This is a genomic window from Pseudomonas sp. DF5, from assembly GCF_058148225.1.
Map to the genome: position 1 here is coordinate 67,095 of NZ_JBYVYM010000026.1, position 22,690 is coordinate 89,784.

20 protein-coding genes are annotated in these 22,690 nt (G+C 58.7%); 13 read left to right on the top strand and 7 right to left on the bottom strand.

Going from position 1 to position 22,690, the window contains the following annotated elements; all coding sequences use genetic code 11:
- Window positions 1-12 precede the first annotated feature (12 nt).
- From tssC to AC30D7_RS22195, 9 genes are all read left to right on the top strand, one after another.
- On the top strand, window positions 13-1,500 hold the full coding sequence (gene tssC, locus AC30D7_RS22155) for a type VI secretion system contractile sheath large subunit (RefSeq protein ID WP_349747298.1): 1,488 nt from the start codon (window positions 13-15) through the stop codon (window positions 1,498-1,500).
- A 75-nt stretch (window positions 1,501-1,575) separates the two neighbouring features.
- Window positions 1,576-2,073, top strand: a complete 498-nt coding sequence (locus AC30D7_RS22160; protein ID WP_018929664.1) for an Hcp family type VI secretion system effector — start codon at window positions 1,576-1,578, stop codon at window positions 2,071-2,073.
- A 15-nt stretch (window positions 2,074-2,088) separates the two neighbouring features.
- Window positions 2,089-2,532 (top strand): type VI secretion system baseplate subunit TssE, encoded by a 444-nt coding sequence (tssE, locus tag AC30D7_RS22165; protein WP_258668705.1) that lies wholly within the window; start codon window positions 2,089-2,091, stop codon window positions 2,530-2,532.
- The gene (gene tssF, locus AC30D7_RS22170; protein WP_490135481.1) at window positions 2,516-4,309 is read left to right on the top strand and encodes a type VI secretion system baseplate subunit TssF; all 1,794 of its coding nucleotides are present in this window, start codon (window positions 2,516-2,518) and stop codon (window positions 4,307-4,309) included. The genes tssE and tssF overlap by 17 nt, the downstream gene beginning before the upstream one ends.
- Window positions 4,273-5,298 carry a type VI secretion system baseplate subunit TssG gene (tssG, locus tag AC30D7_RS22175; protein ID WP_019579361.1) on the top strand — a complete coding sequence of 342 codons (1,026 nt, stop codon included), beginning with the start codon at window positions 4,273-4,275 and terminating at the stop codon, window positions 5,296-5,298. The genes tssF and tssG overlap by 37 nt, the downstream gene beginning before the upstream one ends.
- A gap of 2 nt (window positions 5,299-5,300) precedes the next feature.
- Window positions 5,301-7,844: a type VI secretion system ATPase TssH gene (tssH, locus tag AC30D7_RS22180; protein ID WP_490135482.1), complete on the top strand. Its 2,544-nt coding sequence runs from the start codon at window positions 5,301-5,303 to the stop codon at window positions 7,842-7,844.
- Between the two features lie 140 nt (window positions 7,845-7,984).
- On the top strand, window positions 7,985-9,436 hold the full coding sequence (locus AC30D7_RS22185; protein WP_490135483.1) for a hypothetical protein: 1,452 nt from the start codon (window positions 7,985-7,987) through the stop codon (window positions 9,434-9,436).
- Window positions 9,437-9,497: 61 nt separating this feature from the next.
- Window positions 9,498-11,507 carry a type VI secretion system Vgr family protein gene (locus AC30D7_RS22190; protein ID WP_490135484.1) on the top strand — a complete coding sequence of 670 codons (2,010 nt, stop codon included), beginning with the start codon at window positions 9,498-9,500 and terminating at the stop codon, window positions 11,505-11,507.
- 12 nt (window positions 11,508-11,519) lie between these two features.
- A complete protein-coding gene (locus tag AC30D7_RS22195) occupies window positions 11,520-12,062 on the top strand; it encodes a toxin-antitoxin system YwqK family antitoxin (protein ID WP_490135485.1) in 543 nt (180 codons plus the stop codon).
- Window positions 12,063-12,078: 16 nt separating this feature from the next.
- Here AC30D7_RS22195 and AC30D7_RS22200 read toward each other — a convergent pair whose 3' ends face one another.
- Complete coding sequence (locus AC30D7_RS22200; protein ID WP_018929674.1) at window positions 12,079-12,474, bottom strand: DUF4280 domain-containing protein; 396 nt, start codon at window positions 12,472-12,474, stop codon at window positions 12,079-12,081.
- A gap of 188 nt (window positions 12,475-12,662) precedes the next feature.
- Between AC30D7_RS22200 and AC30D7_RS22205 the strand changes: the two genes are divergently transcribed.
- Together AC30D7_RS22205 and AC30D7_RS22210 are read left to right on the top strand one after the other, a co-directional pair.
- Window positions 12,663-13,730, top strand: coding sequence for a phosphotransferase family protein (locus AC30D7_RS22205; protein WP_490135486.1), 1,068 nt, complete (start codon window positions 12,663-12,665; stop codon window positions 13,728-13,730).
- A 25-nt stretch (window positions 13,731-13,755) separates the two neighbouring features.
- The gene (locus AC30D7_RS22210) at window positions 13,756-14,523 is read left to right on the top strand and encodes an SDR family oxidoreductase (protein WP_018929676.1); all 768 of its coding nucleotides are present in this window, start codon (window positions 13,756-13,758) and stop codon (window positions 14,521-14,523) included.
- Window positions 14,524-14,802: 279 nt separating this feature from the next.
- Here the strand turns inward: AC30D7_RS22210 and AC30D7_RS22215 are convergent, their stop codons facing one another.
- Window positions 14,803-15,210 (bottom strand): DUF3224 domain-containing protein, encoded by a 408-nt coding sequence (locus AC30D7_RS22215; RefSeq protein WP_204123784.1) that lies wholly within the window; start codon window positions 15,208-15,210, stop codon window positions 14,803-14,805.
- A gap of 265 nt (window positions 15,211-15,475) precedes the next feature.
- The gene (locus AC30D7_RS22220; RefSeq protein ID WP_490135487.1) at window positions 15,476-16,132 is read right to left on the bottom strand and encodes a VOC family protein; all 657 of its coding nucleotides are present in this window, start codon (window positions 16,130-16,132) and stop codon (window positions 15,476-15,478) included.
- An 827-nt stretch (window positions 16,133-16,959) separates the two neighbouring features.
- Here AC30D7_RS22220 and AC30D7_RS22225 point away from each other — a divergent pair.
- A complete protein-coding gene (locus AC30D7_RS22225; RefSeq protein ID WP_490135488.1) occupies window positions 16,960-17,646 on the top strand; it encodes a hypothetical protein in 687 nt (228 codons plus the stop codon).
- Between the two features lie 289 nt (window positions 17,647-17,935).
- Here AC30D7_RS22225 and AC30D7_RS22230 read toward each other — a convergent pair whose 3' ends face one another.
- On the bottom strand, window positions 17,936-18,580 hold the full coding sequence (locus AC30D7_RS22230; RefSeq protein ID WP_490135489.1) for a DUF2268 domain-containing putative Zn-dependent protease: 645 nt from the start codon (window positions 18,578-18,580) through the stop codon (window positions 17,936-17,938).
- Window positions 18,581-18,784: 204 nt separating this feature from the next.
- On the bottom strand, window positions 18,785-18,991 hold the full coding sequence (locus AC30D7_RS22235) for a hypothetical protein (RefSeq protein ID WP_490135490.1): 207 nt from the start codon (window positions 18,989-18,991) through the stop codon (window positions 18,785-18,787).
- 128 nt (window positions 18,992-19,119) lie between these two features.
- On the opposite strand from AC30D7_RS22235, the gene AC30D7_RS22240 reads away from it, so the two are divergent.
- Window positions 19,120-20,235 carry a Gfo/Idh/MocA family protein gene (locus AC30D7_RS22240; RefSeq protein WP_490135491.1) on the top strand — a complete coding sequence of 372 codons (1,116 nt, stop codon included), beginning with the start codon at window positions 19,120-19,122 and terminating at the stop codon, window positions 20,233-20,235.
- A 454-nt stretch (window positions 20,236-20,689) separates the two neighbouring features.
- Here the strand turns inward: AC30D7_RS22240 and AC30D7_RS22245 are convergent, their stop codons facing one another.
- Both AC30D7_RS22245 and AC30D7_RS22250 read right to left on the bottom strand, forming a co-directional pair.
- Window positions 20,690-20,938 (bottom strand): DUF1652 domain-containing protein, encoded by a 249-nt coding sequence (locus AC30D7_RS22245; RefSeq protein ID WP_019579377.1) that lies wholly within the window; start codon window positions 20,936-20,938, stop codon window positions 20,690-20,692.
- Between the two features lie 194 nt (window positions 20,939-21,132).
- Entirely contained in the window at window positions 21,133-22,629 is a 1,497-nt protein-coding gene (locus AC30D7_RS22250; protein WP_490135492.1) for a helix-turn-helix transcriptional regulator, read from the bottom strand.
- Window positions 22,630-22,690: the final 61 nt, after the last annotated feature.

Genomic DNA, 22,690 nt, shown 5'->3' on the forward strand with positions numbered 1-22,690 from the left:
GAGAATTTTGCCATGCCCGCCTCATCCGCCGCCCAGACCCAAGCCAGTGACAGTACGACCGAGACCTTGTCCTTGCTCGATGAAATAATCGCCAAAGGCCGCATGGCCCATGACGACAGCCAACAGGATTATGCCCGCGACATGCTCGCGGAATTCGCCACCCAGGTCCTCGACGAAGGCATGGCCGTCGACAAGGACACCGTAGCGATGATCAACGACCGCATCAGCCAGATCGACGAGCTGATCAGCGCTCAACTGAACGAAGTGCTGCACCACCCGGACCTGCAGAAACTTGAAGCCTCCTGGCGCGGCCTGCACTTGTTGGTAAAGAACACCGAGACCAGTTCCCGGCTGAAACTGCGCCTGCTCAACGTGACCCAGAAAGAGCTGCAGAACGATCTGGAAAAAGCCGTCGAGTTCGACCAGAGTGCACTGTTCAAGAAGATCTACGAAGAGGAATACGGCACCTTCGGCGGCCATCCGTTCAGCCTGCTGGTGGGTGACTACACCTTCGGCCGGCACCCGCAGGACATCGGCCTGCTGGAGAAACTGTCGAACGTCGCGGCGGCTGCCCATGCACCATTCATTGCCGCCGCCAGCCCTCGGTTGTTCGACATGAACAGCTTCACCGAACTGGCCGTGCCACGGGATCTGTCGAAAGTGTTCGAGAGCCAGGAGCTGATCAAGTGGCGCTCGTTCCGTGAAAGCGAAGATTCGCGCTACGTATCGCTGGTGCTGCCGCACTTCCTGCTGCGCCTGCCTTACGGTCCTGACACATCGCCGGTGGAAGGCATCAACTACGTCGAAGACGTCAACGGCAGCGACCACGGCAAATACCTGTGGGGCAATGCCGCGTGGGCCTTGTCGCAACGGATCACCGAAGCCTTCGCCAAATACGGCTGGTGCGCGGCGATTCGCGGTGCCGAAGGCGGTGGTGCGGTGGAAGGCCTGCCGGCCCATACCTTCCGTACAACCTCCGGCGACCTGTCGCTCAAATGCCCGACCGAAGTGGCGATCACCGACCGTCGCGAGAAAGAGCTCAACGACCTCGGCTTCATCGCCCTGTGCCACAAGAAGAACAGCGACGTGGCGGTGTTCTTCGGCGGCCAGACCACCAACAAGTCCAAGCTCTACAACACCAACGAGGCGAACGCCAACGCGCGGATTTCGGCGATGCTGCCGTACGTGCTCGCGGCCTCGCGTTTCGCGCACTACCTGAAGGTGATCATGCGCGACAAAGTCGGCAGTTTCATGACCCGCGACAATGTGCAGACCTACCTTAACAACTGGATTGCCGACTACGTGCTGATCAACGACAACGCGCCGCAAGAGATCAAGGCGCAGTACCCGTTGCGTGAAGCCCGGGTGGATGTGACCGAGGTCGCCGGCAAGCCCGGAGCCTACAAGGCCACGGTGTTCCTGCGGCCGCACTTCCAGCTTGAGGAACTGACCGCGTCGATCCGTCTGGTCGCGACCCTGCCGCCACCGGTAGCAGCCTGACCTGCCTCCCGTCGGGGTCAACCCGGCGGGATTCCCCTGCTTATCTAGCACGATTACTTTCAGGAGTTTCATGCGATGGATGCAATCATTCTCGACCTCGGCGGCGACATCAAAGGCGATAGCTTGCTTGAGGGTTACAAGGACAAGATCGAAGTCATGTCCTACAGCCACAACGTGGCGATGCAGGTGACCAATGACGTCAGCAACTCGGAGCGCACCTCCGGCAAGCCGCACATCGGCGAGTTCACCCTGACCAAGTTCGTCGACAGCTCGACGCCTTCCCTCAACGAATATTGCTGCGCCGGCAAACCGATCCCGGAAGCCAAGATCACCATCGGCCGTAATGCCGCCGAAGGCAGCGGTAAGCTGATGCCGTTCATCATCTACACCCTGACCAACGTGGTGCTGTCCAACGTCAGCGTCAGCGGCGGCACGGGTGGCAAACCGGTGGAAACCATTTCTCTGAACTTCACCAAGATCAAGTGGGAGCTCACCGCCCAGAAAGACGACGGCACCAAGGAAGGCACGGCCGCCTCGACCTGGGACATGGCCGCCAACAAGCTCGTCAAGTAAGCGGACGCGTCGGTCATGGCAGGTACCGGCATGCTCCCACCGTTGTTCGAGCGCCTCGCCGCCAGCGAGGTCGACACCGTGCAGGTGTTCGATCGCCAGGGGCTGCTCGACTCGGTGCACACGGAATTGCTGCGCCTGTTCAATACCCGACGCGGCTCACGTCCGCTGACCTCCCCGCCGAGCATTCTCGACTACGGCATCGCTGACTGGACTGCCTTGCAACAGCAGCGCAGCGATGACCGTCGTCAGTTGGCGCGGGAAATCCGCGAAGCCATCAGCCATTTCGAACCGCGCCTGCAACTGGGCGAGGTCCAGGTCAATCCGGTCCCCGGCCATCCGCAGCAATTGAGCATTCGGCTGGTGGGCGAGTTACGCAGCGGCCAGCAGCACTGGCCCGTGGCCTTTGTCATCGAGAAGGCCAGCCATGGTCTTGAGGTGCGTCATGAGCGACTCGATTGACCCGCAACTGCTCGATTACTACCAACGCGAACTGACCTGGCTGCGCCACGCCGGGAGCATTTTTGCCGAGCGTTATCCCAAGGTCGCCAGACGCCTGGAACTGTCGCCCGGTGAATGCCCCGACCCGCATGTCGAACGACTGCTCGAAGGTTTCGCCCTGCTCGCGGCACGCTTGCAACGGCGGCTCGATGACGACTACGCCGAATTCAGCGACGCCTTGCTCGAACAGCTTTACCCGTTGGCCATGCGGCCGCTGCCGTCCTGCGCGATCGTGCAGTTCGAGCCGGACCCGAGCAAGGGCAACCTGAACGATGGTTATCCATTGCCCCGCGACACACCGCTATTCGTCACCACCAGCAAAGGCGAGAGCATCCACTTTCGCACCAGCGCTGCGGTTCGACTGTGGCCGGTGGAAATCAACGAAGCGCTGCTGCTGGGCAGCGATGAAGCACAGGCCCTGACCGGTGTGGCGCAGGCGCGTTCGGCCCTGCGCCTGAGCCTGCGTTGCCTTGGTGAAAGCCAGTGGTCGACGCTGGCCATCAAACAATTACGCGTGCACCTGGCCGCCTCGCCGGTGATCAACGCCTGCCTGTATGACCTGCTCGGTGCCCACGCGGTGAAGGTGCTGGCCGGACCGGTCGGCAGCGTGCCGGTCATGCTGGCCGGGCTGCCGCAGATCGTCGGTTTTGCCAGCGACGAAGTGCTGTTGCCGGACGAGGATGGTGTGCATCCGGGCATGCGCCTGCTCGCCGAGTACTTTGCATTCCCGGACAAATTCAACTTCTTCGACATTCCATTGACCGGCGCCGCCAGCGACAGCCAGACGCTGTACCTGTACATCGTGTTCGACCGCGCCCCGGCCAACCGCCTGCACCTTCAGGCCAGCGACTTCGCCCTGGGCTGCGCACCGGTGATCAACCTGTTTCCACGAACCTCGGAGCCCCTGCGCCCGGACGGCACCCGCAGCGAGTATCGCCTGGTCGCCGACAGTCACCGGGAAAACAGCGTCGAGATCCACAGCATCCGCGCCATGCGCGCCAGCTCAAGCCATGGCGTGCAACGGGTACCGGCGTATTACGGCAGCCAGCATATCGGCGGCGACAAACAATGCTATTGGCATGCGCGACGGGTCAGCGGCATGACTCCGAATCGGCTGGGCACCGACCTGATGCTGAGCCTGGTGGACACCCGGCTCGATCCGCTGACCGAGGCCAGCGAATACAGCCTCACCGGGGAACTGCTGTGCACCAACCGGCATCTGGCCCAGAGCCTGCCGGCCGGCACGCCCCTGGGTTTCGAACGACCGGGGCCGGTGGCCTGGGCCCGTTTGCGTAACCCGCCGAGCCCGCAGAGTTTGCCGCGACTGGATGGCGAATCCCGTTGGCGGCTGGTGTCGCAACTGACCCTCAATCATTTGTCACTGGTCGAGGGGCCGCAAGCGCTGGATGCCCTCAAGGAAATCCTGCAGTTGCACAACCTGCGTGACGAGGCCAGCGCCTTGCGGCAAATCGACGGTTTGTTAAGCCTCGGCTGCGAACGGGTGATCGCCCATGTTGGTGAAGACGCGTGGCGCGGCTGGCGCAATGGGCTGGAGGTCCGGCTGCAACTCGACCCACAGCATTTCGTCGGCAGCAGCGCCGTGCTGTTCTCAGCGGTGCTGGCGCAGTTCTTTTCACTCTATGCCACGGCCAATCGCTTCGTGCGCACGGTTCTGGTCCAGTCAGACAAGGAGGTCAAGACATGGCAACCCCAAGCCGGCATGCCGCTGTCCCTCTGAGCCTGAGTCAGAAGCTGCGGCGCGATCCGCAGGCGTTCCAATTGCTGCAAGCATTGTTGCTGCTGGAGCGCGAACACCCGCAAGCCGAATCCCTGGGCAGCGGCACCGCCCCCCAAGCGGAAGCCTTGCGCCTGCGCGGGCCATTGACGCCGCTGTTTTCCGCCAGCGAAATCGAAAGCCTGACTCAGGAAGCTGACCAGCCACCGACGCTCACGACGCCAGTGTTCGGCCTCGGCGGACCGGACGGCCCCCTGCCCTACGCCTATCAGGAATGGCTGCAACAACGGGCCCGCGCCAAGGACTATGCCCCGGCCGAGTTCCTCGATCTGTTCCAGCATCGCTTGCTCAGCCTGCTGTACAAGGTGATGCGCAAACACCGGATCGCCGTCGGCTTCACGGCCCCCGGCGCGTCGCCGGTGCAAGCGCAACTGCGAGCCCTGACCGGGCTGTTGCCCAAAGCCTTGCAGGAACGCCAGGCTGTACCCGACTCTGCGGTACTGGCGTGCAGCGCGCTATTTGCCGACGGTCGTCGTTCTCTGGCCGGCTTCGCCGCGATCGTACGCGAGCACTTCGAACTGCCAGTAGAACTCAGCGCCTATGAAGGTGCCTGGCGGGAAATCCCACCGGCCAGTCGCAGTCGACTGCAACCGGGCGGGCGCAACCTGCAACTGGGTCGTAACGCGGTGGCCGGCACTCGGGTCTGGGATGAACACGCCGGCATCCGCCTGACCCTTGGCCCACTGACCTCGGCGCAGGCGGCGCGGTTTCTGCCGGACGGTGAAGCCCATCCGGCACTGGCCAGTCTCAGCGCGCTGTATTTCGGCCCCGACCTGGATTGCACACTGGTGCTGTTGGTGCGCGGTGCCAGTCCGATGAAACTCGGTCGTCAGGCCCCGCCCTTGCTCAGTTGGAACGGCGGCCTGCAACGCCAGACCAGCCTTGCCGTGCAACGGATCGAAACCCGCCTTCGTCAGCTGGAGATCACCTGAACATGGAACTGGCCAGCCTGATCGGACGCCTCAACCCGGACAACCGCCGCGCCCTCGAACGGGCCGCGCAGCGCTGCCTGCAACGGGGTCATCATTACGTCGAAATCGAACACTTGCTGCTGGAGTTGCTGGACATCGAGGGCGGTGACTTCGCCTGGCTGCTGCCGCGTTTCGGCCTGGAGCGCGATGCCCTGACGGCGGAAATCAACAAGGCCCTGGAACTGTTCAAATCCGGCAGTACCCGCACCCCGGCGCTTTCGGCGCACACCATCGGCCTGCTTGAAGATGCGGTGGTTCAGGCCAGTGTGCTTGGCCTGGAAAGCATCCGCTCTGGCTTGCTGCTGCTGGCCCTGCTCGACCGTGATGAACGTCGCAGCCTGCTGCTCAATAGCGCCTCGTCGCTGTTGAAAATTCCACGGGAAGCCTTGCGCAGCAATTTGCTGGAGTGGACCGAAAACTCGCGCGAACACGTTGGCGGCACGCGGCCGGTCAGTGCCGGCCATCAGCAACCGAAACAGGATTCGGTGCTCGACCAGTTCACCCAGGACCTGACCGCCGATGCCCACGCCGGGCGCATCGACCCCATCGTCGGCCGCGACGGCGAGATTCGTCAGTGCATCGACATCCTGCTGCGCCGTCGGCAGAACAACCCGATCCTGGTCGGCGCACCGGGGGTGGGCAAAACGGCGGTGGTCGAAGGCCTGGCGTTGCGCATTGCCGCCGGTGATGTACCGCCGTCGCTGCAAGAGGTCAGCCTGCGGGTACTCGACCTCGGTCTGTTGCAAGCTGGCGCCGGGGTCAAGGGCGAGTTCGAGCAGCGCCTCAAAGGCGTGATCGACGCGGTGCGCAGCGCCGACAAACCGATCATTCTGTTCATCGACGAAGCCCATACCCTGATTGGCGCTGGCGGCGCGGAAGGCGGCAGCGACGCGGCCAACCTGCTCAAACCGGCGCTGGCCCGTGGCGAGTTGCGCACCCTGGCCGCGACCACCTGGCTTGAGTACAAAAAATACTTCGAGAAAGACCCCGCCCTCGCCCGTCGATTTCAGTTGGTGCAAGTCGAGGAGCCGGACGAAATCACCGCAGTAGAAATGCTCCGTGGCGTGGCTGCGAAACTGGAACAGCATCACGGTGTGCAGGTGCTGGACGCGGCGATCCACGAAGCGGTGAAACTGTCCCACCGCTACATTTCCGGGCGCCAGCTACCGGACAAGGCCATCAGCGTGCTCGACACCGCGTGTGCCCGGGTCGCCCTCGGCCAGCATGACGTGCCGCCACCGCTGGAAAGCCTGCGCCATCGTCAGCAGAGCCTCAAGGAGGAAGTCGAACGCCTGCGTCGCGAACAGGCCACCGGGCTCGATCACCGTGAACGCATCACCCTGCTGGAAACCGAATCCGTGGGTAACGTGCAGGCCATTCGCGAGCTGGAAACCCGTTGGAACGAAGAACGGGTCGCCGTGCGCGAACTGCTGGAAACCCGTCGCGAATTACTCGCCTTGAGCGAACGCGCCGACAACGACAAACCGGACGAAGCGACCGACAGCCACATCGATCATCTGGCCGCCGAACTGGTGCGCCTGGAGGCTGGGCTGGATGCCATTCGCCAGGACGATCCGCTGGTACCGGAACAGGTCGACGGCAAGACCGTGGCTGCGGTGATCGCCGGCTGGACCGGCATCCCGGTGGGCAAGATGCTCGCCGACGAAGCCCACGCCGTACGCACCCTCGGCCAGCGCATGGGCCTGCGGGTGATGGGCCAGAGCACCGCGCTGAACACCATCGCCCAACGCCTGCAAGCCTACCGCGCCGGCCTCACCGACCCACAGAAACCGGTCGGCGTGTTCCTGCTGGTCGGCCCCACTGGCGTGGGCAAAACCGAAACCGCCTATGCGTTGGCCGACGCGCTGTATGGCGGCGAACGCAACCTGATCAGCATCAATCTTTCCGAATACCAGGAAGCCCACACCGTCAGCCAACTCAAAGGCGCCCCACCCGGCTACGTCGGCTACGGCAGCGGCGGTGTACTCACCGAAGCGGTGCGGCGCAAACCCTATTCGGTGGTGCTGCTCGACGAAATCGAAAAGGCCCACCCGGACGTGCTCGAAGCTTTCTACAACGTCTTCGACAAAGGCGTGATGGAAGACGGCACCGGGCTGGTGGTGGACTTCAAAAACACCGTAATGCTCGCCACCAGCAACGTCGGGGCTGAGTTGCTGCTCGACACACCGACCGCTCAACTGGGCACCGATGCCTTCAACGAAGTGCTGCATCACGTGCTGCTGAAAGCCTTTCGCCCGGCGTTTCTGGCGCGCATGACGGTGGTGGCGTATCGACCGCTGGATGAAGCGACGCTGGAAGGGATTGTGTTGGCGAAGCTGGAGAAATTGCGCAGCCGGTACAAGGCCGCGACCGGCAAGCAGTTTGAGTTCGATGCCGGGATCGTGCAGGCGGTGTTGGCAAAGTGCAGTGCGGCGGGTGCGAGGGATGTCGAGAATGTGTTGATGACGCAGGTGACGGGGAAGTTGGCGGAGTGGGTGTTGGAGTAAGTCCCGGACGACTGACTCTCTTGTGTAAACAGGAGCAAAGTGTAAACCCGAAGATGTCGCACAGCAGAGGAAGCAGTTGCCATGTGCTGTGCTGGTTATTTTTCGATGAAGGTAGTGCAGCCAATATGAGGTAAGTCATCATGCCGACCCGACTGATAATAGGCGCAGGCGTTTCCGCTGCAGTGTTCCTGAACACCTCATCCGATGGCTATAAAACTGTAGTTGTCGGTGAGGATGGACTATGGGCAAAACTCGTAGAACACCCCATGGGCCAGCCCGCCCACCTCCTGCACTTACCGGGTTCTCCACCACCGTCGTTCACGGTTGCCAATGGTGAAATGAGCCTGGACAACTTCCTCTCCTCAGGTGTTTTTCAGCAAGGCGTCAGTGAAATCGTCAAAGGTAGTCGCTACGGTCACAATCCTTCACGCAAGGTACGGCGGATATCCAAGTCACTCACCCAACCAGGAAATTACGTCGCCTGGTTTGATACCTCGCATGCCTTAATCGTTGAAAAAATAGTGATTGCCACCGGCATTGGCGCCCAACGTAAACCGCCCAAAATAACAGGAACACCTGCGCCCGGTGTTGAATACTCACAAGTTATCGAAGGTATCGAATTTCTTGAAGACGAGGAGCAACAAGTTCCCAATATTGACCGCGCTATCTACGGCGGTAGCGCCACCGCCGCCTGGGTGGTCGATATTGCCAGCAAACACTCGCCAAAGATGAACTGGCTTGCCCGCCCCGGCGGCTCCGAATTCACGGGAGCAGTACTGCCTGGGGCCAGGAATGCAAAGATCATCAAGCTTTGCGAAACTCACAACCTGCAGTTATTAAAAGAGGTTACCGAGGTCGAATATGTTGGTGAACGGTTGCATATACACGTCAAAGACGAAGATTTCTGTTATATCGCCGATCAGTTCATTTATTCATTAGGCGGGGACGACAACCCTACTGTTACGGATCATATCTATCAGGTAATGGACCCAGACATCAGGGATGACCTTTCTCCTATCCTCGACGCCAGTGGTGCATTAGGCACGCAATACAAAAGTGTATTGGCACTGGGCACCAGTGACAACGGAGTGATGATTGTCGGTGCTGCCACTTACAACTTCACCGCCATGACAGTCAATCCTACTTCAGGAAAATCGGTTCCCACTAAAAAGAAACCGGCACCCATGGCCCATTTACCCTGGAATGCTCAAGTTCCCGATGGAATCGCCGTGGTGGTGGCCAGTATTTCTGCCCTGAACCACTATATTCCCATCAAACAGCGTCTGACACTCAACTATCAGAACACCTATCAGGAATATGCCATTACTGAAAACAACACCAACATAAATCTGGCAGACGCCAACCAATTAGCCGTATTGTTCACCTTAATGTTTGACGAGTTATCGGCCAATCAAATCAACGATCTTGTGATTCGGACCATCATGGCCCGCAGCAGAAAAACCAAGGGTAGCAATGAGGTATTCGGCCTCAGCAAACGCGACTTCTACAACCTTATCAAGTCGAGAATTAGTTTCATATCAGACACTTCAATAGATGAACGCTGCTCATTGGCCGGACTTAAGCTTGGTTGATGCCGCCGCGCCAAGAATGGTTCGCTGCGAAGCTGATTCATTGACCACCTGAGGCTACTTGATGCCCCGCTCCGTCGATGCCACCACCAGCCTTTCCCTCACCGCCGCCTCACTGTCGGCGCTTTACCCTGAATCCCTTTCCGGCGAAGAGGCTCTCAACCAGCTCGGCTCGCAAATTCTCAACGGCCTCAACGACGGCGCCTCGCTCACCCTGACCACCGCCGTCGCTACCCACGTCACCGCCACCCTGCACAACGACGCCCTGTCCCGCCCAATGGATGCACTGATCGCCGAAATCCGCCAACTGCCCGCCGATGCCACCGCCGAACGCTATCAACTTGTTTTAAGGCCATGGCTCTGGTGGCTGACCCTGGCCAGCAACAATCGCGTGTTCCAGAACCTCAGCACTTCAGACATCGTCACCACGATTTTCAAGGCCCACGCCTTCACCGACTTCAAGCTCTCACTCACCGGCAGTTACACCCCGCGTGAATACTGCGTGCAGTACGGCGAAACCGATTTTGCGTTCGTCTCGCGGTTGCTGGAGGAAGAAGGGATTTTCTGGTTTTTCACCCATGAAGACGGCAAGCACACGTTGGTGCTGGGTGACAGTAACGATGCGTTCGTGCAGATCCCCAATGGACCCAAGGTGAACTATCTCGGCCAGCAATTGGGCGAACGTGAATTGCATGGCATTCGCTCCGGGCAGGTCTGTGTGCAGGCGGTGGCCGGGGTGTATCGAGCGACGGATTACGAGTTCACCACCCCGACCACTTCGCTTTACGGTCAGGCTGAAGCGGTGGCCGGGCCGCGTTCGATGTACGAGCATCCGGGCGGCTACAACGCCAAGGCGCGCGGCGATGCATTGACCAAGCAGCGGGTCGACGGCTTGCGCAGTCAGGAGAAACGCTTTGTCGGTGAAAGCGACTGCCGCTGGCTGGTGCCGGGGCATTGGTTCACCCTTGCGGGCCATGATGATGCGAGTCTGAATATCGATTGGGTGGTGACGGCGGTGACTCACGAAGCCAGTCACGAAAATTATCGCAATCGTTTTGAAGCGATCCCCAAAGCCACGCCGTTCCGCCCGGCGCGGACAACGCCCAAACCACGAATGCACACTCAGTCCGCCATCGTCGTCGGCAAATCGGGCGAAGAAATCTGGACCGACGAATACGGCCGGATCAAGTTGCAGTTCCCTTGGGACCGCGACGGCAAGAACGACGAAACCAGTTCCTGTTGGGTGCGAGTTGTACTGCCCTGGAGCGGCAAGGGCTTCGGCATGCAGTTCGTGCCGCGCATCGGCCAGGAAGTGATCGTGACCTTTATCGATGGCGATCCGGATCGACCGCTGGTGACCGGTTGCGTCTACAACGGTGACAATGCCGTGCCCTATGCGCTGCCGGCGAATCAGACCCAGTCGGGAATCAAGACCCAATCGTCCAAGGGTGGTGGCGGTTTCAACGAGTTGCGCTTCGAGGACAAAAAAGACGCCGAAGAGGTGTTTTTGCAGGCGCAGAAAGACTTGAAGATCAACGTGCTCAACGACACCACCGCCACGGTCGGCCACGATGAAACCCTGACCGTGCAGAACGCTCGCACGCGCACGGTGAAGGACGGCGACGAGACCGTGACCCTGGAAAAAGGCAAACGCAGCGTGACCATCCAGACCGGCAGCGACACGCTCGATGTGAAGGACAGCCGCACGGTGACCGTGGGCGCCGACCAGACCCACAGTACCGGCGGCAATTACACGCACAAGGTCACCGGAGATTACAGCCTGACGGTGGACGGCAACCTGACCATCAAAGTGACCGGCACCCTGACCCTGCAAAGCGGTGGCAGTTTCGCGATCAAGAGCGGCGCCGATCTGGCGGCCGAGGCCAGTACTTCGATCAGTCAGAAGGCCGGGACCTCTCTGAGCAATCAGGCTGGCACCTCGCTGGAAAACAAGGCCGGCACGACCATGACCAACGATGCCGGGATCAGCCTGACCAACAAGGGCGCCGCTTCGCAGACCGTGGATGGCGGCGGCATGCTGACCATCAAGGGCGGTCTGGTGCAGGTCAACTGATGAGGAGACGCCATGGCCATCACGCCGCTGGATTTGCAGCAGAACGATAAACAACTCAAAGGGCGCCTGCTCGATGGCCAGCTCGACGGTGCGCTGCACATCAAGGATGACGGGCGTGCGCAGGCTGATTTGCACTACAGCCACGGCGAGCTGCAAGGCACCACCCTGCTCTACCACCCCAATGGCAAGGTCTCGGCGCAGTTGCCGTTTGTGCGTGACAAGCTGCAGGGGGTTGCCAGTTTCTATGCCCCCGAAGGCAGTCTGCAGCGCAAGGCGACTTATCGCCGAGGGCTGTTGCATGGCGAGGCGTTCAATTACTTTCCCGATGGGCAACTGGCGGAGGTCGAGTTTTACCGCGACGGCGTGCGCGACGGGCGCTATCAACGCTTTCATCCGAACGGCAAGCCGGCCGTCGAAGCCCGGTATCTCAACGGTCAATTGCTGGAACCGGAACAGGGCTTCGCCAGCGACGGACGACCATTGGACGCCGACGGCAAGCCGATCTCACGGGTGCGCTGGTGGTTCAGACGCTGGAGCGATCCCGAGCAGGCCTAAGCTCTGTTGTGGGCGATCAGGGAATCAGCATCTGCATTTGCCCCGGCATCACGATTTTGATCACTCCGGCCCAATTGCACATCAAGGTGCTGTTGGCATCGATGGCCGGCATGCCGCCCAGCAGCAGGGTCGGCGCGCCGCCGGGGATCCACGGGGTTGCGGTGGCCGGGATGCACGGCATCGGCGTCAGCACGCCAAGTGCCGCGGCGGTGGCGGCCGCGACCATCGGGTTGGCCATGCTCATGCACGTGCCGAACGGCATGACGTTCACCAACGGAATGTGGTCCATGATGTTCGCCGCCGGCATGCCCCCGGTCATTGTGCGGTTCACTGGCAGCACGTTGAGTACCGCCGGCGCCGCGCCGAAACTGCATTGCAGGGTCGCGGTGGCGCAAACTTGCGGACAGCCCATGTCGAATCTCCTTCCTGGAAGCGATGCTCCCTGAACCATAGCCCGCCGCGCCTGTTCGCGCACATCAGGAACGCTGATTATCCGGCAACACGCTAACCTATAAGACCGTGCCGCGCTTGTGGCCACCCCGGAGCGCCATTAGATTAGCCAATGATGTCTGGCCTCCAAAATAAGCAGAAGGGATAAGCATGGCGCTTACTGACCAGTCCACCCGTATCCGCTCTGGCGAAGAACTCGATGCCAGCTTGATCGATCCGTACCTCAAGGCGCACATTCCGGGCCTGAGTGGCTTGCCTGTGATCAGCCAGTTTCCGGGCGGTGCGTCGAACCTGACTTACCTGCTGGAATACCCCGAACAGGAATTCGTCCTGCGTCGGCCGCCGTTCGGCCACAAAGCCAAGTCCGCCCACGACATGGGCCGCGAATTTCGCATCCTCAATCAACTGCGGGACGGTTTTCCCTACTGCCCCAAAGCCTATGTGCACTGCACTGACGAATCGGTGATCGGCGCCGAGTTCTATGTGATGGAACGGGTAAAGGGCATCATCCTGCGCTCCGAACTGCCGCCGGAACTGGGCCTTGATTCAGCGAAGACCGAAACCCTGTGCAAGAGCTTCATCGACAAGTTCGTCGAACTGCACCGGGTCGACTACAAGGCTTATGGCCTGGGCGACCTCGGCAAACCCGAAGGTTATGTCGCGCGGCAAATCAAAGGCTGGAGCGAGCGCTACGAAAAAGCCCTGACCCCTGACGCGCCGAAGTGGGAAACGGTAAATGCCTGGCTCAACGACAAGATGCCAGCCGATCACCCGACGTCGAGCATCGTCCACAACGATTACCGCTTCGACAACGTGATCCTCGATCCGAACAACCCGATGCAGATCATCGGTGTGCTGGATTGGGAGCTGACCACCCTCGGCGACCCGCTGATGGACCTGGGCAACACCCTCGCCTACTGGATCGAAGCCGACGACCCGGCACCGGTGCAACTGATGCGCCGCCAGCCAAGCCACGCCCCCGGCATGCTGACCCGCCGCGAATTCGTCGATTACTACGCCGAGCGCGCCGGCATCCAGATCGACAATTTCGACTTCTACTACACCTATGGCCTGTTCCGTCTGGCCGGCATCGTGCAGCAGATCTACTACCGCTTCTTCCATGGTCAGACCCAGGACAAACGCTTCGCACAGTTCATTCACATGAACAAACTGCTGGAGCAGATGAGCTTGCAGGTCATTCAGAAATCCAGCCTCTGATCAGGCCCCATAACAAGGAAAAATCATGTCCAAGACTCAGTTGTTCGACCTCGACGGCAAGATCGCTTTCGTCTCAGGTGCCAGTCGCGGCATCGGTGAAGCCATCGCCAAACTGCTGGCGCAGCAAGGTGCCCACGTGATCGTTTCGAGCCGCAAGCTCGACGGCTGCCAGCACGTCGCCGACGCGATCATCGCCGCCGGCGGCAAGGCCACCGCCATTGCCTGCCACATCGGTGAGATGGAACAGATCACCCAGGTATTCGCCGCCATCCGCGAACAATTCGGGCGCCTGGACATCCTGGTCAACAACGCCGCGACCAACCCGCAGTTCTGCAACGTGCTCGACACCGACCTCAGCGCCTTCCAGAAAACTGTCGACGTGAACATTCGCGGCTACTTCTTCATGTCGGTGGAAGCCGGCAAGCTGATGCGCGAACACGGCGGTGGCAGCATCATCAACGTCGCCTCGATCAACGGCATCTCGCCGGGGATCTTCCAGGGCATCTACTCGGTGACCAAGGCAGCGGTGATCAACATGACCAAAGTGTTCGCCAAGGAATGCGCGCAGTTCGGCATTCGCTGCAACGCCCTGCTACCGGGTCTAACGGATACCAAGTTTGCATCGGCGCTGGTGAAGAACGAGGCAATTTTGAACACCGCATTGCAGCAGATTCCGCTCAAGCGCGTGGCGGATCCGAGTGAAATGGCCGGTGCGGTGTTGTACCTGGCGAGTGATGCTTCCAGCTATACGACCGGGGTTTCGCTGAATGTGGATGGCGGGTTCCTGTCCTGATTCGGTTTTGCGAATAAACCGAAGGCAGCCTCAGGGCTGCCTTTGGTGTTTGATCGGAGGGCTCGTGGAAGACTCTCGCCTGTTTCTGAGATGCATCGGGTGTCGGGTAATGGTTTGTATTCGAGGGACTGGACCCAGGAACGACTCTATTCCCCCTGCACAAACTCAACCGGCTTCCCAGTCAAATCCAGCGTAAGCATCCGGTGAAGACACCCACCCTGATGCAACATCTAGGGCAACGGGGTCCTCTGCGGCATTACCTCAAAACTTACTTCTGACCTATTCGAGTTGGTAATTCAACCAAATATGGTGCGTGCCATCGGTATCGACTTTGATCCCTCCTGATCCCGATATCCCTCTCAAATCACCTGTACCACTGCCTCCGACTATGCAGAAAAACTCATCTGCCCGATCAGTGCCGGTTGTGGAGGCAGAGTGGATGAAATTGAAGGCGCCTTCTTTTCCATTCACCGCACCTTTGAAGCTCTCAATAGCGATGTAACTGCCCGTCCTGGTCGTCTGATCGAACGCCGCAGTAAAAACTGTTGAGGAAACACCGTCGATAGCACCTGAGTAGCATTTCTCCATGGTGCTGATAGACACTGGTAAGGAGGTAGTAATCTCGGGGGTTGGGCTCAGGCCTGTTGGTTTGAAATTCTTAGTAGCAAAAGTGGCTAACGCTTCCATTCACATCCGTCCCTATCCAAATGAGTGAGGTTCTCATTCTAGTCCACAGCACAGCACGCACTGAGCCAAAAAACGCTCTACGGAGCTAAGCCTATTTCCATCTATGTGGCAGCAACTTCGCAGAGCCATATCGGTTTTTGGGGGGAGCGTACTCATAAGCTCCCGGCCAACCGCGCTGCTGAATCTAAACTTCAATGACGTACACACCAGCGCCCCCAGCGTTGGGATCAGAACGAGATGTCGGCTGAATAGTTAGGCCAATCCATCACCAGTTCATAATCATCGGCAACCCAGGACGGAAATCGTGTGTCTGGCCACTTGCGCCATGATCGATTTCCAATACGACCAGATGCTCATCACCATGAACAATTTCAAATCCTTTCAGCTGATTTGCGCAGTTCGCAGGGGTAGAAAAAGCTTGGCTGTTGGGGGTGCTAACTCGCACAGATGTAATGTCGCGAAAGCCGTTGGGATGTTCAAACGGCTGCGCTCGCTCAATCGGAGCCTCATCTGGTCTCTTGGCAAACGAAAGAAAAAACCACATCGGTTCGGATACAGGCGCACGCCCCACGTCGACTTTCAGGGCAGCTGGTAAGTAAACAGGTCGATATTCCCAGACCGGAAATATTGGCTTCTCGCCTACGGTGGATGGTCTGAAGCAAATTCCAAAGGGCGCGGCGACTCCATCTGCGCACTTGAGTCGGTCAAAGAGTTGGGTTGGCGCCGTTAACTGACTTTGAGCTTCTTTTTCATCGGTGAGATGTAAAAGCTCAATGAAAGAATTTCGGAAGAAGAACCTTCTATTGGCAGTGCCTTGGCCTGGGTGTACGTTTGACGTCCCTTCAGCGAGCCCAAGGGCTTTCAGAGCGTCAGCGCCTCGCCCGTCATCACTCACACAAATAAAAATGTGATCTATTTCCATCGTTAATTCCCTTTAATCCTGTGATTTGATTGCCCAATTATTTGGCGGAAGGTCAGCAACTTCACTCGCCCGATGCGTAGGCAGCCGCGTGAGATCGAAGAGTTCCTACTTCATAAATGGAGCGAATCACATTCGGACTGGATTGGTGAGCGCTACGCCTCGAATAGGGCGATTCCAAGCGATGGGTGAGAGTAGGAATACTGTGGCAAGGAAAGCTACCTGGGACAGGTAAAACGGCTCCAGCCATTGTTGATTCAACGCGACGTATAAAGTGTTATGGGTCACGTCGACCAAAATAATCGCTAACGTAAGCACGATTCCGGCTCTTGGCTTGATGAACAGTAGCAATGCTGCGAGCGGGTCAAAAAACGTAAGCGCCCCCCAGAAAATACGGCTAGCCAAGTAAGCGCTAGGCCCGTATCCGTAGTCCCAGAGCAACCCATGCGAAACGTCTGCATGAATGTGATTAGCGGTTGCGATGAAAAGGCAGCATGCGAACAAAATTCTGACGGCGAATGACAATTTTGGCATAGCGTTATCTACATTCGTGATCTACGCCATGCATGATAGCGGGATCGACCAACGACGCTAGCCGTTGCAAGCCGAATAGGTGTGATCGCTGAATAACTTCGTGTCGGGATGGGCGGCTCTCGGCCAGCCAGTTACGCTCGCGCCCACTACAAAATCAGATATGGAAAGTCTACTCAGCAGCTTATTTGATGGCCGGTCATAGCGTCTGAGAAATGGCTTCAACTCGACCATCAGGAAGTCCCCCATGATACTCGTGGGGCAACGCTCAGCCTGACTACTTTAAGGAGATCAACATTTTGACGGACCGCATCACAAGAGAGGAAAGCCTCCGCAGCTTCAGAAAGCATCTGCGTATCGACGCAGCCCTGTTTATAGCGAGCATGGTGGGAGCTTTTACCCTTAGCGGTTTTGCACACCTGGAGAAATTTTATCTAACACTGGATGTGCCGATTGATCGGGTGAGCATCAGCGCGCAGCAGTTCGTGGCCTACGGAGCCGCCGGGTTTGGGTCCTTCCTTGCAGCTCTGGTGTTCGCAATGGCTCTGGTCGGAACAGTAACCCTTCTGTTGGTACTTTTTGAGAAACCAGGAAACGACACGGGCAAGCCCGTCATAGTGCCGAAATGGATGGCCAACATGCGCGACCGGGCTGTTGAAAATCGAGGCGCGTTTGTGGTTGTCGGCTCCATTTGCATACTCGCGTTTCTGCTGATGTCTGCTTGGTATCTCTTGGTGCGGGTGCCATCGAACGCAGGACGGGCGGCGGCGCTGGAACTCGCTTCCGAATGTATGGTTCGCCAAGTGGTTTACGCAAATCTCGACCAGTACGAGGGATGCCAGGTAGCAGAGTCTGGCGACATGCTCTACTTGCTTAAGCGACACCACGCTGACTCAATGGGCGTCGAGTTCCATACGCTTGAATTACCGAAATCAGGCCTGAAAAGTGTTACAGGGCAAGTGCAGAAACTCACGTATAAGCAATGACCTCTACATGCCTAGGTGGGTGGATTACGAAGAGTGGAATTGCATTCGCTATAAATGCGCTGCGTGAAGCCGCGATGGTGTCATCCCCACTGACGAAATCCGGGTGTGGAACTGCTGAATCTGGTTCGAAAAACTCATCGCGCTGAAGTCCGGGCATACGCTATCAACCAGCTCTCCACGCATAGGGTCAAGTACGGCGTACACGCCCGGCAATCCCGTCTTGCGTAATGTCATTGCCTTGGCAAGCAATGACTGGCGGGGCCATTTTGATGACCTAAGCCCGAATGTTTTAGATAACTGCGAGCATTCCACGAAACACTTGTGCCTCTATCTCCACGAGACTAGAAGATGTACTGCCCTCATGCTCCAACAGGAATCGTTTTACGAGCTGAAATCCAAGGGAATAGCCCAACCATCTTGGGAGGTCAGATGCACCAAAGAACCACGCGTCGTGACCATAATCCTTGCGACTCCAGTAGCTTTCCGCCATTCCGATATGGCGTCGAATGTCAGACACGTCGAGGCGCTCCCATGGTTCAGGTAAACCACCACAGATTTCCTGTGCAAAAGCGCCCGCCAGCCCCTCCGAAACAAGCGCTTCACCTAATGATGATCCATAACCTGGCCCATCCCATCGGGCGGCATGGTGAAGTTCATGTGCAAACATTCGTTCGAGCGACGCGTCTTGGTTTGCTCTGAAAATGTCACTTGCAGGATCTACGGTCAAAAAAATAAGACCTGGTTCCGACGCATATCCTAGATGCCCCTTTTCTGGAATGACATGAGTGCCAGCTTTCACTATCACATCAAGTGGGCGCAACGGCATCAACGCAGTTGCTTTTGCGTAGGTTTCTAACAGGCGGGTGTGAAGCCAATCACGGTGATCGATAAGCGCGCCGCGCGCGTCGATGAAATGGAAATTTATGGATGTCATTATTATGCCTCCTTGCATAAAGCCTTGCGTAACGAGATAGGTTGCCAACTATGGCCCGGTACCCGCGCGCATATCCATCGGCTCCGTGGCGAGCCAGATGGAGTCGATGCGAATCATCTCAGCAGGTCTCGGAGAAAGGTTGCGCAGACAGCAGCATTTTCAGTTGGCCAGTTCACTTTGACGCGGCCATGTGGGTGCTGGATTTCAACACAGATAGTCGGTGACGCGGCTTGCAAATTTACCATTCGTTAGCCAACCAATGCCGCCGTGCTGGAATCCTGCAGAATCACGTACAACCTTTGCTTCGTGACGATCACCATCAATAAAAACATAGGCCGTTTTTTCGAGATCCTTCGAATTAGCCGACGCACAAGCCAGCAGATTCCGGCGTTGCTGTAGGTAATGACGCAAGGCGATGTAGCCATTCCCAGTGCTTCCTGACCCCGTAAAAAAGAATATTTATTCCACTTTATTGCATGTTACGAATTTTTATTCCATAAATAGCCCTCCTGAAAATAAAAATCCAAAGGACCCCGGCTATGCGCGAACTCGGTATCGGACTCATCGGCACAGGTTTCATGGGCCGCGCCCACGCCCTGGCCTTTCGCAATGTCAGCGCTGTTTTTGAATTGCCGCTGAAGCTCAAACTCGCCGCCCTTGCCGACGCCGACCCGCTGCGCGCCCGTCACTGCGCCGACGCCTGGGGCTTCGATGCTGCTCACAGCGACTGGCAACAGCTGATCGATGACCCCAAGGTCAACCTGATCGCCATCACCACCCCCAATCATCTGCACTACCCCATGGCCATGGCTGCCATCGCCGCCGGTAAACCGGTGTATTGCGAAAAGCCGCTGGCGGTGAGCCTCGAGCAGGCCAGTACCATGCGCCTTGCAGCCAAAGCCGCAGGCGTGGTGACGCGGGTGGGTTACAACTATCAGCACAACCCGATCATCGGCCTGGCTCGGGATTTGATTCAAAACGGCGCGCTGGGGCGAATCATCAGTTTCCAGGGCGAGTTCAGCGAAGACTTCATGGCCGATCCCGTTTCACCCTGGTCCTGGCGCTGCGACGCCAATTACGCCGGCGGCGCCCTGGCGGACCTGGGCAGTCACTTGCTGGCCATGGCCCGTCATCTGCTGGGCGACGTCGAGGCGGTGTGCGCGGATACCCAGACCGTGCATGCGCAGCGCCCCGTGACGGCGGGTGGTCAGGAACGACGCGAGGTCGCGGTCGACGATCAGGTCCACGCGTTGCTGCGGTTCGCCAATGGCGCGCGAGGGACGTTCAGCAGCAGCTGGCTCAAACACGGTTACAAGAATCACCTGAGTTTTGAAATCAGCGGCACCCAGGGCACCCTGGCGTTCGATCAGGAACGCTTGAATGAACTGCGGCTGTATCGTGCCGGACAAGACGGTTTCCAACGGCTGCTGGCGGGGCCGGACTTGCCGGGTTATGCCGCTTTCAGCCCGGCGCCGGGGCACCAGTTGGGTTACAACGAACTCAAGACCCTTGAAGTGCATGAGTTGGTAATGGCGTTGGCCGGCCACGGTCAGGACGGCACGGATTTCGAGCAGGCATGGGAAGTCGAACGCCTGGCGACGGCGATTCGTCTGGCGGCACGGGAGTCGCGGTGGGTCAGGATCGAGGAAGTCTGAACCGACGCTCAGGTCATACACCGCCAGTTGCACGTGCTACTGGCGGTACACCGGACCCGGTTTACTGAGTGACGCAACGGGTCAGGGTCGTGGTTCGGGTCACCTGCCCTTCAGCCCTCATATCACCCTGTACATCGGTACTTTCGGTGGTCGAACAGGTACGAACCGGTGTCGGTGGCGGTACGGCCGGGGGTGGAGGCGGTGGACTGGCGCAACCACCCAGAATCGCCATGCAGAGTGCGAGCGACAGTGGTGAAAAAGCACATTTCCCAAAATTGTTCATAGGCTGACCCGCGGTAAGTAATCGACATTTTCCGCGACTCGAAAACCATCCCGCGAACCCGCGGCCCTGTCACAGAAAAGAAATACCCTCGCATTCCTTATAGCTTAGCTACCCGCCAATGCCAGAAAGACAGTAACCACTGCATTACCGCAGGCCTGCGGGATATGACGCCTAAAGAGCGGAGGATCGATTCAAGCCACTGCTTTCAAGCTCATAGCGCAGCTCTTCAATCAACGCCGCCACTGCCTCCGGCGTCCGGAGCGTCGCCACGTTCAACCCGCTGACCACCAGATCCACCTGCCCTGTCGCCGGATGGTAAAGCTTCACCGTCAACGAATTATCCCCGGCAAGCGCACATTCACAGGCCAACGGCAAAAAGCTCCGCTCCAACTGCATACGCAATTGCACCAGGTAACTCATCCCGACTCACCTTGGCGACGACGCAAAATCGACTGCCCGCTTGTTCTTTTCGCACCCATGAGGTTGTTCCTTCAGCTGCATCGAAGAGGACGCGACAACGGGCCCAAGCCACGTCTCGCACCCCGACAGCCTAGAAAAAAGCCTCACCTGATCAACACATTAAAATGCACCACCCGCATTAGTGCATTTGCACCTTAACGTTGGCCCTTGGTCCGCCTCTCGCCGGAGAAAAGACCTCGTTCGCGGGCCCAGACAATCGCCTCGCTACGGCTATGCACATCGAGTTTGGAGTACACCGTCGAAACATGATTGCGCACCGTATTGGGCGCCAGTTTCAGGCGTGCAGCGATCTCCTTGTCGGCCAGGCCTTCACAAATCAGGCCGAGCACGTCGCGCTCCCGGGCGGTCAGGTCAGTGAACGACACGCTGGGTAACTGTGGCGAATTTACATTTTTCACATTGGCGAGTTTTTCGATCAGCGTGCGGCTGAACCAGGACGCATCTTTCATCACCTCTTCGATCGCCGACACCAACTCCAGCTCGGTGCGTTTGCGCTCGGTGATGTCCATCAACACCAGCAGGTAGCAAGAGCCGTCCTGAATGTTCACGGTGTCCGCCGAGACCGCACAATCAATCAGCCCGGCATCCTTTCTGCGCACCCTGACATCGACACGATCCACCCGCCCCGTCTTCTCCAGAGCCGTAAACAGTCGAGTGCGAGCGCCCGCTTCATCAATGAAACCGAGTTGCGCCACGGTCTTGCCGAGCACCTCATCACTGGGGTACGCCAGAGACTCGAGAAAGGCTTCGTTGACGTCCATCACCACTTGGTCGGCGGCGCGGCACACCAGGATCGGCACCGGAGTGAGGCGAAACGCTTTGGCGAACCGTTCCTCGCTCTGGCGCAGGGCGATTTCGGCCTTGTGCCGAAGCTCCATGTCGACGAAGGAAAACAGCATGCAAGCTTCGTCGTTGAGCTCAAGCGGTTGCCCGGCAACGATCACTTGCTTGCTGCCACCGTCGGCCAATCGCAGCTCGGCCTGCATCTGCGGAATGGTGGCGCCGTCACGCAAACGCTGCTTAGCCAAGTCCTTGTTCTCGGCGCGCTCCAGCACATCCAGCTCATAAGCCGAAGCGCCGATCACCTGATCCCGGGCATAGCCAGTCATGTCCACGAAGCCCTGGTTGACTTTGATGTAGCGCAAATCACTGAGGCGACAGATCACCGCCGGGGCCGGGTTGGCGTTGAAGGTCCTTTCGAAACGCTGCTCGGCGCTGGCCCAATCGGTGACATCGTTCATGATCAGCACCAACGATTCCGGCTCACCGGCACGGTCCGCCAGCACCATGCTGCGCACGCTGTGAACCCAGGTGCGCTCTTCATTTTCCAGCGGCGTCACCTCTACCATCACATCGCTGAACGTCTCGCCACGGGCCACGCGGCTGATTGGATAGTTCTCGATCGCTACCGGATGATTGTTGCGATAACGCAAGGCAAAACGCTTGGCGTACTCCCCGGCATTGGCCCCCAACTCGCCAATCTCACTGACGCCGTGCATGGCCAGCGCGGCGTCATTGGCCCAGAGAATGGTCTGGTCGAGCTCCAGCAGAATCACCCCATCAGACAGGCCGGCGATGATCTGCTGCAACTGGCGGCGATTGGTTTCAGTGCTCAGGACGTCCTGGCTCATTGGAACTCCACAATTGCGGCGGCACTTTTGCGCGCTGCCCAGTGAAGATTACGACCGCAGA